Source organism: Nonomuraea sp. NPDC049684 (assembly GCF_044465345.1).
GTDB lineage: Bacteria > Actinomycetota > Actinomycetes > Streptosporangiales > Streptosporangiaceae > Nonomuraea.
The window spans coordinates 1-13355 of sequence record NZ_JBITLO010000020.1; the positions used below are offsets into that span (position 1 = coordinate 1).

Genomic DNA, 13355 nt, shown 5'->3' on the forward strand with positions numbered 1-13355 from the left:
GCCGAGTGCAACAGCACCAAGGCCGCCTGGAGCGCCGTCAGCGTCGCCGCCGCCTCCGGCGAGCCCGCCTGCGGCACCGCCGGCCCGGACTTCTCGCTGTCGCTCAACCCGTCCTCCGGCAGCGCCCAGCCCGGCGCCACCGTCACCACCACGGTCAACACCCAGACGACCTCGGGCAGCGCCCAGACCGTCAACCTGACCGCCTCCGGCCTGCCCAGCGGCACCACCGCCAGCTTCAACCCGGCCTCGGTGACCTCCGGCAACTCCTCCACGCTGACCCTGTCCGTCGGCGCCTCCACGGCCCAGGGCACCTACCCGATCACCATCACGGGCACCGGCTCGACCACGCACACCGCGACGTACACCCTGACGGTCGGCGGCGGCGGCCCCGGCGGCCAGGACCCGCCTGACGTCAGCGTCGCCAACGTCAAGACGCACCTGGCGCAGTTCCAGAGCATCGCCACCGCGAACGGCGGCAACCGCAGGTCCACCGGCCAGGGCTACCTGCAGTCGGTCTCCTACGTCGAGCAGAAGCTCCAGGCGGCCGGGTACACCGTGACCCGACAGGCCTGCAGCGTCTCCTACTGCACCAGCGGCGCCGGCCCCAACCTGATCGCCGACTGGCCCGGCGGCGACGCCAACCAGGTCATCATGTCCGGCGCCCACCTGGACAGCGTGTCCGCGGGACCGGGCATCAACGACAACGGCTCCGGCTCGGCCACCCTCCTGGAGGTCGCGCTGACCCTGGCCCAGAAGAACCCCACGCTCACCAAGCACGTGCGGTTCGGCTGGTGGACCGACGAGGAGCAGGGCCTGAACGGCTCCGAGGCCTACGTCGCCTCGCTCAGCTCGACCGACCGGTCCAAGATCAAGGTCTACTACAACTACGACATGGTCGGCTCGCCCAACGGCGGCTACTTCATCAACAACATCACCACCACCGGCGCGTCCTACCTGAAGGAGTTCTACGACAAGCTGAACCTCCAGCCTGAGGAGAACACCGAGGGCGCCAACCGGTCCGACGACGCCTCCTTCCGCAACGCCGGCATCGCCAGCTCGGGCGTGGCGGCGGGCGCGAGCGCCACCAAGACCTCGGCGCAGGCCACCAAGTGGGGCGGCACGGCCAACCGGGCCTACGACTCCTGCTACCACTCCTCCTGCGACACCACCTCCAACATCAACGACACCGTCCTCGACCGGGCGGCGGACGCCGCGGCGTACGCGGTCTGGAAGCAGGCGGTCGGCGGCACCACCCAGCCGCGTGACTTCTCGCTCACCGCCAACCCCGGCTCGGGCACGGTGCAGGCCGGCGCCACCGCCACCACGACGATCGGCTCGACCACCACGAACGGGACCGCCCAGACGGTGAACCTGTCCGCGAGCGGCCTGCCGACCGGCGCCACGGCCTCGTTCAACCCGGCCAGCATCACGTCGGGCGGCTCGTCCAGCCTGTCGATCGCGACCTCGCCCACCACCCCGGCGGGCAGCTACACGATCACCGTGACCGGCACCGGCGAGACGACGACGCACACCGCGTCGTACGCGCTGACCGTCCAGGGCACCTCGGGCGGCCGGACGTTCACCAACGACACCGACTACCAGATCAGGGACTACTCCAACACCCAGAGCTCGATCACGTCCACCGCGACGGGCACCGCGGCCTCCCCGGTCAAGGTGTCCATCACGATCAGCCACACCTGCGCCGAGGACCTCGACATCTGGCTCCGCGGCCCGAGCGGCACCTGGTACGTGGTCGACGCCTACGGCGGCACCACCTGCACGCAGTACGGCACCAGGACCTTCTCGATCCCGGTCAGCCAGCAGGCCGCCGGCACCTGGACGCTCGACATCGAGGACGTCTACGCCGGTGACACCGGCTTCCTGGACTCCTGGAGCATCACGGTCTAACCATCGGAATCAGGGTTGACGAGCCCCGGCCGGTCGTCCGGCCGGGGCTCCTTCACGTCGTTGCGGGTGCGCACGCCGAGCTTCTGCAGCACCCGCGCGACGTGCGTGTCCACCGTCCGCCGGGACAGGAACAGCACCTCGGCGATCTCCCTGTTCGTCCGGCCCAGCGCGACCAGCCTGGCCACCTCGGCCTCCCGCGGCGACAACACCCCGCTGCGGCCCTTCCTGCCCCGGCGCGGCGCGCTGCCCGGCCCGATCTCGCGCATCAGGTGGCGGCAGCGGGCGGCGTCGTGGGTCGCGCCCAGGCCGGCGTACCGCTCGCAGGCGTCGGCGATCAGGTCGGCGGCCCGTGCCCGGTCGCCCGTCGCCAGCCGGGCCGCCGCCTCGGACTCGGCCGTCCTGGCCACGCTGTAGGGCCTCGGCATCGCCTCGTACGCGGCCCGCGCCCTGGCGAAGCACCTGGCCGCCTCCTCGTACGCGCCCCGGTCCAGGGCCAGCGCGCCGGCCGCCGCGTCGAGCCCGGCGTGCGCGGAGGGCGCGTCGCGGCCCTCGATGCCCGCCGCGAACTCGGCCACCAGCTCCTCGGCCTCCTCCGCCCGTCCGGCCCTCAGCAGCGCTGTCGCGGCCGGGAGCACGAGCTGGTCGCCCCACACCCACATGCCCTTGCGGCGCAGCCTGGCCACCGCCCGCTCGGCCTCGGCCAGCGCCTCGTGCGGGCAGTCGCGGGTCAGGTGCAGCTCGATCAGGCCGCCCGAGGCCACGGCGGCGACCGGCAGGAACCCCGACTCCACGTCGTTGACCCCCGCCGCCACCAGGTGCTCGGCGGCCTCCTCCCACTCGCCCCTGGCCAGGGCCAGCATGCCCAGCGCGAGCCGGGCGTCCACGGCCAGCAGCGGCGCCTCGGCCGTCATCTCGACCGCCGCGACGGCCCGTTCCCGCAGGCCCTCCCAGCGGCCGGTGAGCAGGGCGAGCCGGATCGAGGACATCTCCACCAGGAACACCGGGTACTGCGCGCCCGTCTCCTCGGCGATGCGCCTGCTCTGGTCGGCGAAGCGCTCGGCCGCCGCGTAGTGGCCGAGCGCGATGGCCGAGTCGAACAGGTTGGCGTAGCCGCGCGCCACCTGCCTGCGCACGGCCGCCGACGGGTCGTTGGCGGGCAGCGTCGCGGCCAGGTCGAAGGCGTCCGGCGAGCCCAGCATCATGGCCAGGCTGATCTTGTTGGCGTGCACGGCGGCGGTCAGCTCGGGATCCTGGTCCTCGACCGTGGCCAGCAGCTTCTCCGCCCGGTTCATCCACTCCTCGTGGACGGCCAGCGGCTCGTCGCCCCAGGCCGGCATCGCCAGCAGCGCCAGCCCGCGCGCGGCCAGGCTCGGCCGGTCGTGCAGGTCGGGCAGGGCGAGCAGGATCTCCTGACGGCCGGCGGCGACCACGCCCGCCTGGTTGGACAGCAGCACGCCCAGGTTGAGCCTGGCCTCGCCGCGTACGTGCCGGGACAGGAAGTCCTCGGCCAGCAGGTGGCGCAGCGAGCGCACCACCCGCCGGTAGGACAGCCCGATCGCGGCCACCCGGCTGAGCCGCAGCGCGAGCGGGCCGCGCGCGTCGTGCGGCAGCTTCGGGTCGGCCAGCATGCCGGCCAGCACCTCGACGGCGAGCGGGATGTCGCCGATGGCGGCGGCGTGATCGGCCGCCGCCGGGCCGTGCCGCTGCCAGGACTCGAAGTCGCCCGCGCGCCTGGCGTGGTAGGCGAGCTGGACGAGCGGCGGCGGTTCGAGGGCGGACAGCGCGGTCACCGCCCGCTGGTGGGTGAGCCGCCGGTCGGGGCCGGGGATCGCGTCGTAGACGGCCTGCTGGGCGAGGGCGTGGCGGAAGCCGTACTGGCCGTCGTGCTGTTCGAGCAGCACGCCGGCCTTCAGCGCCTGGCTGAGCCCGTCGCCGAGGGGGTGGCCGGAGACGGCGGCGATGAGCTGCTCGTCGGCGGGCAGCCCGAGCACGGCGGCGGCGTGCACGGCGTGCAGCGCGGCCGGCGAGAGCCCGGTGAGCTGCTCGGCCATCGCCTCGCGCAGCAGCAGCGGCACCGCCATGCGCTCCAGGACCTCCGGCTCCTCCTCGCCGCCGAGTAACTGGCCCTCGTCGTCGAGCAACGAGCGCACCACCTCCTCGATCACGAACGGCACCCCCGCCGTGCGGTCGCGCAGTTTCGTGACGAAGTCGGCGGTCAGCGTCGAACGGCCGAGCAGCGCCCCGGTCAGGCGGCGCACCCCCTCGACGTCCAGCGGCGTCAGCGAGATCACCTCGCTGCGCACCCCCGGCGGACGCCGGTACGCGCGCCCGAACGGCAGCCCCGGCACCGGCAGCCCCTCCCGGCGGAACGTCACCACCAGCGCGAGCCCCGCCGGCGGCTGGTCGGTGAGGAAGCGCAGCAGGTCACGGGTGCCGTCGTCGGCCCAGTGGAGGTCCTCGATCACCAGCACCGCCGGGCCCGCGGCGGCCAGCAGCGCGTGCACCCCGCGGAACAGGCGGTGGCGCTCGGCGCGCGGGTCGTCCAGCGGGGGCGGCGACGGCGCCGGCGGCAGGTGCCCGGCCAGCTCCGGCAGGTAGCCGCGCAGGGCCCCGGTGACCGGGTTGAGCGTGCCCGTCTCCGGCAGCGCGCACCCGACGTGCCGCAGCGCGTCGAACACCGGGCCGTACGGGAACGGCTCGCGGATCTGGTGGCAATGACCGATCAGTACGGTGCGTTCGCCGTCGGGCAACAGGTCGAGCGCGGCCCTGACCAGCCGGGTCTTCCCGATGCCCGCCTCGCCCTGCACGAGGATGACGGCCGGAGGGCCGGTGATGGCGTCGACGAGTGAGCGTAACTGGGCGTCACGCCCGATCAACCCAGGAGAAGCCAGGCTTGTCATCGGGGTCTCCGTAACAGTGCAGGTTTACTCCCCCTGTCGGAATACTGTTATCCATCACGGGTCAGCGCGGGTCAACCCTCTGTTTTCCGGTCAAATGCCGTGCCCTGGGCGGCGCCTCAGGAGGCGACGGGGGTCCTGCCGTCTCCCGCCGGGGCGGGTTCGGCCAGGTCCACGCTGTCGCGGAGCTTGGTCGGCTTGAGGAACAGGGTGGCGATCACGCCGATCACGGCGATGCCCGCCGAGATCAGGAAGATGTGCCCGGTGGCGTCGCCGTACGCGGCCCGGACGATGCCCTTGAACGGCTCCGGCAGCGCCGCGATGTTGAGCGTGCTCTTGCCGCCCGCGGCCGCCTTGGCCGGGTCGATGCCCACCTTGGCCAGCCCTTCGGCGATGCCGGTCGCGACCTGGTTGGCCAGCACCGCGCCGAGCACCGACACGCCGACCGTGCCGCCCAGCGAGCGGAAGAACGTCACGGCCCCGCTGGCCGCGCCCAGCTCGCGCAGCGGCACGGTGTTCTGGATCGCGAGGACGAGGTTCTGCATCGACATGCCGACGCCCGCGCCGACCAGCACCATCGCGCCGGCGATGAGCACCAGCGAGGTCTGGTGGTCCATCGTGGACAGCACCAGGAACCCGGCGGTCAGCACGATCGCCCCGGTCACGATGTACGGCTTGACGTTCCCGCTCCTCGACACCATGCGCCCGGAGATCGCCGAGGACAGCAGCACGCCGAGCATCATCGGGATCGTCAGCAGCCCCGCCTCGGTCGGGCTGTAGCCGCGGCCGATCTGGAAGTACTGGCCGAGGAAGACCGAGCCGCCGAACATCGCCATGCCCACCGCGAGGCTCGCCAGGATGGCCAGCGCCGGCGTACGGCGGCGGATGACGTGCAGCGGCACGACCGGCTCCTTGACCACGGTCTCCACCCAGGTCGCGACCGCCAGGAGGGCGACGCCGCCGAGCACCATCGCGGCGGTCTGCCAGGACAGCCAGTCGAAGGAGTTGCCGACGAAGGTCACCCAGATGAGCAGCACGCTCACGCCGGCCGCGATCAGCGTGGCGCCGACGTAGTCGACCTTGACGCCCTCGCGGCGCACGTGGGTCACCCGCAGGGTCTTCTGCAGCAGGAGGAAGGCGACCACGGTGAACGGCGCCGCCACGAAGAAGCACCAGCGCCAGCCGAGCCAGGAGGTGTCCGCGATCAGGCCGCCGAGCAGCGGCCCGGCCACGGTCGCGACGGCCATGACGCCGCCGAGGTAGCCGTTGTACTTGCCCCGGTCCTTGGGGCTGATCATCGCCGCGATGATCACCTGGACCAGGACCTGCAACGCGCCCATGCCGAGGCCCTGGAGGGCGCGGAAGGCGATGAGCTGGCCGGTGTCCTGGGCGAAGCCGCAGGCCACCGAGCTGACCATGAAGATCACGATAGAGATCTGCAACAGCAGCTTCTTGCTGAACAGGTCGGCCAGCTTGCCCCAGATCGGGGTGGAGGCCGTGGACGCCAGCAACGAGGCGGTGATCACCCAGGTGTACTGCGACTGCGTGCCGTTCAGCGCGCCGATGATCTGCGGCAGCGCGACCGACACGATCGTGCCGCTGATCATCGCCACGAACAGGACGAGCAGCAGCCCGCTCAGGGCCTCCATGATCTGCCGATGGCTCATCTGACCCGGCGGCGCGGCCGGGACGGTCGGTGCGCTCATGCGCGGCCTCCTCCTACGTAAAACAATGCCCAATGGGAAAGTTTGCTCGCTGAGCATATATTCCCGGCCGGTAGGCTTGGCGCATCATGGACAGCACCGGCGGGCTGCGCGAGCGCAAGAAGGCCGAGACGCGGCAGGCCGTGCACGAGGCGGCCATGCGGCTGGTCGGGGAGCACGGCCTCGACGCCGTCACGGTCGAGACCATCGCCGACGCCGCCAACATCTCGCGCCGCACGTTCTCCAACTACTTCGCCGGCAAGGAGGACGCCGTCCTCTACGGCGAGGAGCAGCGCATCCGCGACCTGGTCGAGAAGGTGGGCGCCCAGCCGGCCGGCCGTACCGCCTGGCAGGCGCTCTGCGGCGCGATCGACGACGTGTTCGAGGAGGTGGGCGAGCCGGCGCGGGAGTGGGCCGTGCGCGCCCGCCTGGCCAAGCGGCACCCGTCGCTGCTGGCCCGGCAGCTCGCCAACCACGCGGCGCTGGAGCGCGACCTCGCCCAGGCGATCTCCGAGCGGGACAGCCCGGTGCGGCCGCAGGTGATGGCGGCCGGGTTCCTCACGGCGTTGCGGCTGGGGTCGCACCTGTGGGTCGAGGAGCGCCAGTCGCGCTCGTTGCGGGAGGTCATGGCCGAGATGCTCGACGAGATGTCCCGCCCGTTCAGCTGACCGCCCGCGGCCCCGGCAGGGGAACGCGGGCGGGAAGCGGGAGATGGAGTCAGGAGCAGGTGGTGTTCCCGGGGGTGGCGGCGGGGCCGTTGGCGGTGAAGCCGATCACCACCGACGCGCCCGGCGCCAGGTTCCGCGCCCAGTCGGGCCCCTTGGCGGTCCACGTGGTGCCCGAGACCGTCACCACCGCGTTCCAGGCGTTGTTCAGGGTGACGCCCGAGGGCAGCGTCCAGGTCGCGGTCCAGGCGTTGATCGGGGACGTCCCGGTGTTCTTCACCGTCACCTCGCCCTGGAAGCCGCCCTGCCAGGCGTTGGTCTGCTGGTAGCCGACCGTGCACTGCCCCGGCGGGTTCGCCGTCGGCGACGTCGTGGGGTTGCCCCCGCCCCCGGCCGGCGGGATCAGGTACGGCTGCAGGATGTCCTGCTTGGCCTGGTTGATCGTGGTCCAGTCGTCATTGGCGATGCCGCCGGTGTCGCCCGAGTTCGGGTTCCACGACCAGTACGTGAACGACATGCCGTTCACCCCGGTGCCGGTGTACTTCATGAGCTCCTGGAGCCAGATCTTGTCGACGTTCGAGGCCAGCGTGGTGCCGAACTCGCCCATCATGATCGGCGCGATGTTCTGCCGGTAGAGGTATCCCCAGTACTTGTCCCAGATGGCGGGCATGTTGGCGGGGTAGTCGGGGGCGTCGAACCAGGTCTGGTGGTAGACCGAGGTGGCGTACTCGTGCGGTGAGTAGACCAGGCGGTTCGCGACGTTCAGCCGTACCGGGTACTGGCCGGCCTTCGACAGGTTGCCGCCCCACCAGCCGCAGTCCTCGTCGTTGCTGGGATCGTTGTCCCAGACGTTGGACAGGCCGCCGCTCGGGCAGCTCACGCCCTCGACGAAGATCAGCCAGTTGGGGTTCACGCCCAGGACCGCGTTGCCCGCCCGCTCGGCCGCCAGGCGCCAGTCGCGGGCCTGGTCGCCGCAGCCCCAGCAGGCGCCGGTCGCGTTGGGGTTGGTGCCCTCGGCGTGCGGCTCGTTGTGCAGGTCGGCGCCGATGACCGTGGGGTTGTTCGCGTAGTGCTGGGCCAGCGTCTTCCAGTCGTTGATCCAGGTGCTCTCGGGCGTGGCGCTGACGTACCAGAGCGGCGACTGGCCGGCCGAGGTCGGGCGGTGGCGGTCGAGGATGATCCGCATGCCCTTGACGCCCGCGTAGTCCACGACCTTGTCGAGGATCTGCATGGGGGACAGGCCGACCAGGTCGGGGTTGACGTAGTCGTTGATCCCGGTGGCGGTGGCCCCCGGCTTGAGCGCGTCGTTGGAGTACGGCACCCGCAGCGTGTTGTAGCCCAGCGAGGCCATCTTGTCGATCTGGCTCTTCCAGGGGTTGCTCGACCACAGGCCGTGGAAGGTCTTGTTGTCGGTCTCCATGCCGAACCAGTTGATCCCGGTCAGCCGGACGGTCGCCCCGGTGCTGTCGAGGATCTTGTTGCCGCTGGTGTGCAGGTAGCCGGTCCCTGTTCCGGTCGCCGCGCCCGCCGGGCTGGTGGTCAGCGCGACGGCGACAGCCGCTCCGGCCACCACCGTGGCCAGGGCGGTCAGTGCCGCCTTCGAGGTCTGCATGGGGGGTGCCCTTTCCGCGAGGGGGAACGCGGCGTCATGCTCGGCCGCCGCGTTCGGGCCCGTCAATGCGGGCACCCCGGTCAACCCCGCTGACCTGCGGGAACGGCTGAAACTTTCATGCCCTGGTAGTGCCAGGTGGAGTGCGGGCCCTCGCGTCCGCGCCAATGTGCCCGGACGCGTCCGTCACTTGAATGGCGGGCATGACGATCACACGCATGACGATCCCCGGACGCTGGGTGGAGGGGGCCGGGCTGGTGCTCGGACCGGCGCTGCTGATGGCCGGAGTCCTCGTCCGCCTCGGCGCCGACGACTTCTTCCCCGGCCAGCTCGCCGCCTACGCCGCCGACCCGGGCCGCATGGCCCTGTCCTACAGCCTGTACGCCGCGGGCGCCGTGCTGCTGTGGCCGGCCGTGACCGCGCTCGGCCGGGTGATCGCCGCCACCCATCCGGTTCTGGCCAGGTGGGGCGTGACGCTGGCGGTGCTGGGGCTGTTCGGCAGGGTGTTCCACGCCGGGGTGAGCCATCTGGCGTTCCAGCTCGTGGACGCCCTCGGCCCGGAGGCGGCCGAACGGGTCGTCGCCGGCACGTACGGGGCCTTCCACGTGTTCAAGGCGGTCAACGTCTGCATCATGGGCGGCTGGGTCGTGCTGGCCGCCGGCGCCTTCCGCGCCCGGGCCTTCGGGGCCGGGCCGGCCGGCGTGGCCAGGTGCGTGGCGCTGGCGCTGGCCGCCGGGCTGCCGCTCGGCGTGCTCAAGGGCGGCAGCGACCCGGTCTCGCTGGCCGGGCTGGCCGGGCTCGCCGTCGCGCTGGCGCCCATGGGCGTCGCGGTGCTCCGGACGGGCCCCGCGCCCCGCTGGTGGGCGCTCGTCCTCACGCTCGCGCTGGTCCCGGCGGCGTTCCTGGTGGGGATGGCGGGCTGACATCTCTATAGTTGACATCAACTAGCCGACTATGGATAGTTGACATCAACTAAGGAGACTCGGATGGAGAAGCGCCGCAAGGTGGCCAACCCGCTCGCGCTGGCGGTGCTGGCGTTCCTGCTGGTCGAGCCCATGCACCCGTACGAGCTGGGCCGCCGCCTGCAGGAGACCGACAAGGACAAGAGCTTCAGGTACAACCGCGGCTCGCTCTACATGGTCGTCAAGCAGCTCGCCAAGGCGGGGTTCATCGCCGAGCGGGAGACCGTCCGCGACACCGAGCGGCCCGAGCGCACGCTCTACGAGCTCACCGGCGAGGGCCGCGAGGAGCTCTACGACTGGCTGCGCGAGCTGGTCTCGACGCCGCAGGAGGACTATCCGCACTTCGGCGTCGCGTTGTCGCTGATCAGCGTGCTCGACCCGGCCGAGGCCGTCGGGCTGCTGGAGCGGCGCGCGGCGGCGATGACCGCCCAGCGGGCCGAGCTCGCCCGGACCGCCGACGCCGCCCGCGCGGGCGGCCTGGCCTGGGTGTTCCTCGTGGAGGACGACTACCGCCTCGCGGTGCTCGACGCCGAGCTGGCCTTCGTCGGCCGCCTCATCGAGTCCCTCGGCGCACCTGACTACGCCAGGACCTGGCACGAGATGTTCGGGAGTCGGCAATGACAGCAGTGAACACGGCACTGGTGATCGGCGGGGGCATCGCCGGCCCCGTCACCGCGATGGCGCTGCGCCGCGCGGGGATCGAGGCGACCCTGTACGAGGCGTACGACCGCGGCGCGGAGGGCGTCGGCGGCACCCTCACGATCGCCCCGAACGGGCTCGCGGCGCTGCGGGCCGTCGGCGCGGAGGAGACCGTCCGGGCGGTCGGCCAGGCGGTGGCGCACACGGTCGTCCGCGACGGCGCGGGCAGGCGCGTGGGCGAGCTGGCCGGCCTGCCCGACCTGCCGCCCAGCCAGGCGATGTGGCGCTCGCAGCTCTACGGCGCGGTCCGCGACCGGGCCCAGGCCGCCGGCATCCGCACGGAGTACGGCCGGCGCCTGGTCGGCGTCGAGGAGCACCCCGGCGGCGTGACCGCGCGATTCGCCGACGGCGGCAGCGCGAGCGCCGACATCCTGGTGGGGGCCGACGGCATCCGTTCCGTGGTCCGGTCCCTGATCGACCCGGCCGCGCCGGGGCCGCGCCACGTGCCCCTTCTGAACTTCGGCGGCCTGGCCGACGTCGCCGTGCCGGCCGGGAGGCAGGCGGCCTACTTCGTGTTCGGGCGGCGGGCGTTCCTCGGCTACTGGGTGCAGCCCGACGGGCGCACGGCCTGGTTCTGCAACGTGCCGCACGCCGAGCCGACGACGTCCGCGCAGGCGCGCCGGGTGCCGGCCGGGGAGTGGCTGCGCCGCCTGCGCGAGCTCTTCGCGGGCGAGGAGCCGGGGCAGGAGCTGGTGCGGCACACGTCCCCCGGGAACCTGGCGGCGCTCGGCACGGTGGAGATCATGCCGAGCGTCCCGCACTGGCACCGCGGCAGGATGGTACTGGTGGGCGACTCGGTGCACGCCCCCTCGCCCAGCTCGGGCCAGGGCGCCTCGCTGGCCGCCGAGAGCGCCGTCCAGCTCGCCCGCTGCCTGCGCGACCTGCCCGCCGTGCCCGCCGCGTTCGACGCCTACGTACGGCTGCGCCGCGACCGCGTCGAGCGGGTCGCCGCCCGCGCCTCCCGGACGAACAGCAGCAAGACCCTCGGGCCCTTCGCCGTCACGATGATGCGGCTGATGATGCCGCTGGCCACCCGGACGTTCCTCGCCCCCGAACGCGCCCTCGGCCCCGAGCAGCGCCACCACCTCGACTGGGACGAGCCGGTGACCGCCTAGGCGGTCAGCAGCTTGACGATCGCCACCACCCCGATGCAGACGACCGCGCCGCGCAACACCGGCGCGGGCAGCCTGCGTCCCACCCGCGCCCCCAGGAACCCGCCGACCGTCGAGCCCAGCGCCACCAGCAGCACGGCCCACCAGTCGACGTCGGCCACCAGCGTGTACAGGACGGCGGCCGTGGCGTTGACCACGAGCGACAACACGTTCTTGGCGGCGTTGACGCGCTGCAGCTCCTCGTCGAGGAAGATGCCGAGCAGCCCGATGAGCAGCACGCCCTGCGCCGCGCCGAAGTAGCCGCCGTACGCCCCGGCGGCCAGGACGCCCAGCCACAGCCAGGGTCCGCCGTGCACGTGCCGCGGACGGCTGGCCAGCAGCCGGCTGATCCTGGGCTGGGCCAGGACCAGCACGCACGACAACCCGATCAGCACCGTCACGACCGCCGTGAACGTGCGCTCCGGCAGGTTGAGCAGCAGCAGCCCGCCGATCAGCGAGCCCAGCGCGGAGGCCGAGGCCAGCCGGAGCAGGCGGCCGCGCTGACCCTGGAGCTCGGCGCGGTAGCCGAGGACGCCGGTCACGCCGCCGGGCACCAGGCCGATGTTGTTCGAGACGTTGGCGGTGACCGGCGGCAGGCCGACGGCCAGCAGCGTCGGGAACGTGATCAGCGACCCGGAGCCGACGACGGCGTTGATGCCCCCCGCCCCGATGCCCGCCGCGAAGACCGCGGCCATCTCCCAAGGTGTCATGGCGGGTGACTCTAGTGCGTGGCCCTGGTGCGCTCGCTGGTCAGGTGGGGGTCAGCGGGTGAGGGTGCCCGCCCGGACCAGCCAGTCGACCGCCTCGGCGACCGCCTCCAGCGAGGTGTGCCGGGGGCGGTGGCCGAGCAGCCGCCCGGCCTTCTCCATGCTGCAGTGGGGGCTGTGCGCGATGTGGTCATAGGTGACGCGGGCGTGGTGCTCCGGCACGGTCTCCCGCCACTGCTCCCACGGCAGGTACGACAGCCGCGCCTCCCGGCCGGACCAGCCCGCCACCGCCTCGGCGTAGCCGCGCAGCGTCAGCGCCGTCACGGCCACCGAGTGGAAGCTCTCGCCCCTGGCGGCGGCCGGGTTGTTCATGGCGTCCACGAACAGCCGGGCGACGTCGTCGGCGTGGACGTGCTGCACGGTCTCCATGCCCAGGTTGGGCAGCCGCACCTCCTCGCCGTCGGCCAGCGCCTGGAAGACGGCCGGGTCGAGGTTGCCGGCCGGGTTGACCGGGATCCAGCCGGGGCCGGTGATGTGGCCGGGATGGACGATCGTGGCCGGGAAGCCCTCCCGCGCGGCCAGGTCGAGCAGGTACGCCTCGATCGCGGCCTTCTGCCGGCCGTACTCGCCGATGGGGCGCTTCGGGCGGTCTTCGGTCGTCGGGACGCGGGTGCTCGGGCCGTGCACCCAGATCGTGCCGCAGTGCAGGAACTGCCGGACCCGGCCGGCCAGCGCCCCGGCCAGGTGGCGGGCGCTGGCCTCGGTGAAGCAGATGAGGTCGACGACGACGTCGGGCTCCAGCTCGGCGATCCGCCGTCCGAACGTGCCCGCGGCCTCCTCGGCCTCCCGGTCGGCGGCCACGGCGGCGACCCGCTCCCACGCGCCGTGCGGCGTGTACGGCTCCCGCCTGCCCCGGCTCACCGCGACCACGTCGTGGCCCGCGTCCACCAGGCGCGGGACCAGATAGGTGCCGATGTGCCCACTCGCCCCGATCACCACTACGCGCATGCACCCACCCTAGACCGGCTGGTTCCGGCCGCCCGGGCGCCGGGCC

At 72.7% G+C, this 13355-nt stretch carries 10 protein-coding genes; 5 read left to right on the forward strand and 5 right to left on the reverse strand.

From position 1 onward, the window contains the following. On the forward strand, window positions 1-1908 hold a 1908-nt coding region (locus tag ACIBST_RS42260), incomplete at its 5' end, for a M28 family peptidase (RefSeq protein WP_397179140.1). Here ACIBST_RS42260 and ACIBST_RS42265 read toward each other — a convergent pair. Both ACIBST_RS42265 and ACIBST_RS42270 read right to left on the reverse strand, forming a co-directional pair. Beyond that, on the reverse strand, window positions 1905-4808 hold the full coding sequence (locus tag ACIBST_RS42265; RefSeq protein ID WP_397179141.1) for an ATP-binding protein: 2904 nt from the start codon (window positions 4806-4808) through the stop codon (window positions 1905-1907). The two genes, ACIBST_RS42260 and ACIBST_RS42265, sit on opposite strands and share 4 nt — an antisense overlap. A gap of 116 nt (window positions 4809-4924) precedes the next feature. Continuing rightward, window positions 4925-6454 carry an MDR family MFS transporter gene (locus ACIBST_RS42270; protein WP_397179270.1) on the reverse strand — a complete coding sequence of 510 codons (1530 nt, stop codon included), beginning with the start codon at window positions 6452-6454 and terminating at the stop codon, window positions 4925-4927. A gap of 143 nt (window positions 6455-6597) precedes the next feature. On the opposite strand from ACIBST_RS42270, the gene ACIBST_RS42275 reads away from it, so the two are divergent. Beyond that, window positions 6598-7176: a TetR/AcrR family transcriptional regulator gene (locus ACIBST_RS42275; protein WP_397179142.1), complete on the forward strand. Its 579-nt coding sequence runs from the start codon at window positions 6598-6600 to the stop codon at window positions 7174-7176. A 49-nt stretch (window positions 7177-7225) separates the two neighbouring features. Here ACIBST_RS42275 and ACIBST_RS42280 read toward each other — a convergent pair whose 3' ends face one another. Further along, window positions 7226-8785, reverse strand: a complete 1560-nt coding sequence (locus ACIBST_RS42280; protein ID WP_397179143.1) for a cellulase family glycosylhydrolase — start codon at window positions 8783-8785, stop codon at window positions 7226-7228. Window positions 8786-8985: 200 nt separating this feature from the next. On the opposite strand from ACIBST_RS42280, the gene ACIBST_RS42285 reads away from it, so the two are divergent. The 3 genes from ACIBST_RS42285 (at window position 8986) to ACIBST_RS42295 (ending at window position 11558) form a co-directional block, all read left to right on the forward strand. Then, window positions 8986-9705, forward strand: a complete 720-nt coding sequence (locus tag ACIBST_RS42285) for a hypothetical protein (RefSeq protein WP_397179144.1) — start codon at window positions 8986-8988, stop codon at window positions 9703-9705. Between the two features lie 63 nt (window positions 9706-9768). Beyond that, window positions 9769-10365: a PadR family transcriptional regulator gene (locus ACIBST_RS42290; protein WP_397179145.1), complete on the forward strand. Its 597-nt coding sequence runs from the start codon at window positions 9769-9771 to the stop codon at window positions 10363-10365. Beyond that, complete coding sequence (locus tag ACIBST_RS42295; RefSeq protein ID WP_397179146.1) at window positions 10362-11558, forward strand: FAD-dependent monooxygenase; 1197 nt, start codon at window positions 10362-10364, stop codon at window positions 11556-11558. The genes ACIBST_RS42290 and ACIBST_RS42295 overlap by 4 nt, the downstream gene beginning before the upstream one ends. Here ACIBST_RS42295 and ACIBST_RS42300 read toward each other — a convergent pair. Together ACIBST_RS42300 and ACIBST_RS42305 are read right to left on the reverse strand one after the other, a co-directional pair. Then, window positions 11555-12304, reverse strand: a complete 750-nt coding sequence (locus tag ACIBST_RS42300) for a sulfite exporter TauE/SafE family protein (RefSeq protein ID WP_397179147.1) — start codon at window positions 12302-12304, stop codon at window positions 11555-11557. The genes ACIBST_RS42295 and ACIBST_RS42300 overlap by 4 nt on opposite strands. A 51-nt stretch (window positions 12305-12355) precedes the next feature. Continuing rightward, a complete protein-coding gene (locus tag ACIBST_RS42305) occupies window positions 12356-13309 on the reverse strand; it encodes an NAD-dependent epimerase/dehydratase family protein (protein WP_397179148.1) in 954 nt (317 codons plus the stop codon). Between the last annotated feature and the right edge of the window lie 46 nt (window positions 13310-13355).

Coding starts and splice junctions, on each gene's coding strand:
- ACIBST_RS42290 (WP_397179145.1), top strand. CDS start 9,769: ATGGAGAAGCGCCGCAAGGTGGCCAACCCGCTCGCGCTGGCGGTGCTG.
- ACIBST_RS42270 (WP_397179270.1), bottom strand. CDS start 6,454: ATGGAGGCCCTGAGCGGGCTGCTGCTCGTCCTGTTCGTGGCGATGATC.
- ACIBST_RS42280 (WP_397179143.1), bottom strand. CDS start 8,785: ATGCAGACCTCGAAGGCGGCACTGACCGCCCTGGCCACGGTGGTGGCC.
- ACIBST_RS42275 (WP_397179142.1), top strand. CDS start 6,598: ATGGACAGCACCGGCGGGCTGCGCGAGCGCAAGAAGGCCGAGACGCGG.
- ACIBST_RS42300 (WP_397179147.1), bottom strand. CDS start 12,304: ATGACACCTTGGGAGATGGCCGCGGTCTTCGCGGCGGGCATCGGGGCG.
- ACIBST_RS42265 (WP_397179141.1), bottom strand. CDS start 4,808: ATGACAAGCCTGGCTTCTCCTGGGTTGATCGGGCGTGACGCCCAGTTA.
- ACIBST_RS42305 (WP_397179148.1), bottom strand. CDS start 13,309: ATGCGCGTAGTGGTGATCGGGGCGAGTGGGCACATCGGCACCTATCTG.
- ACIBST_RS42285 (WP_397179144.1), top strand. CDS start 8,986: ATGACGATCACACGCATGACGATCCCCGGACGCTGGGTGGAGGGGGCC.
- ACIBST_RS42295 (WP_397179146.1), top strand. CDS start 10,362: ATGACAGCAGTGAACACGGCACTGGTGATCGGCGGGGGCATCGCCGGC.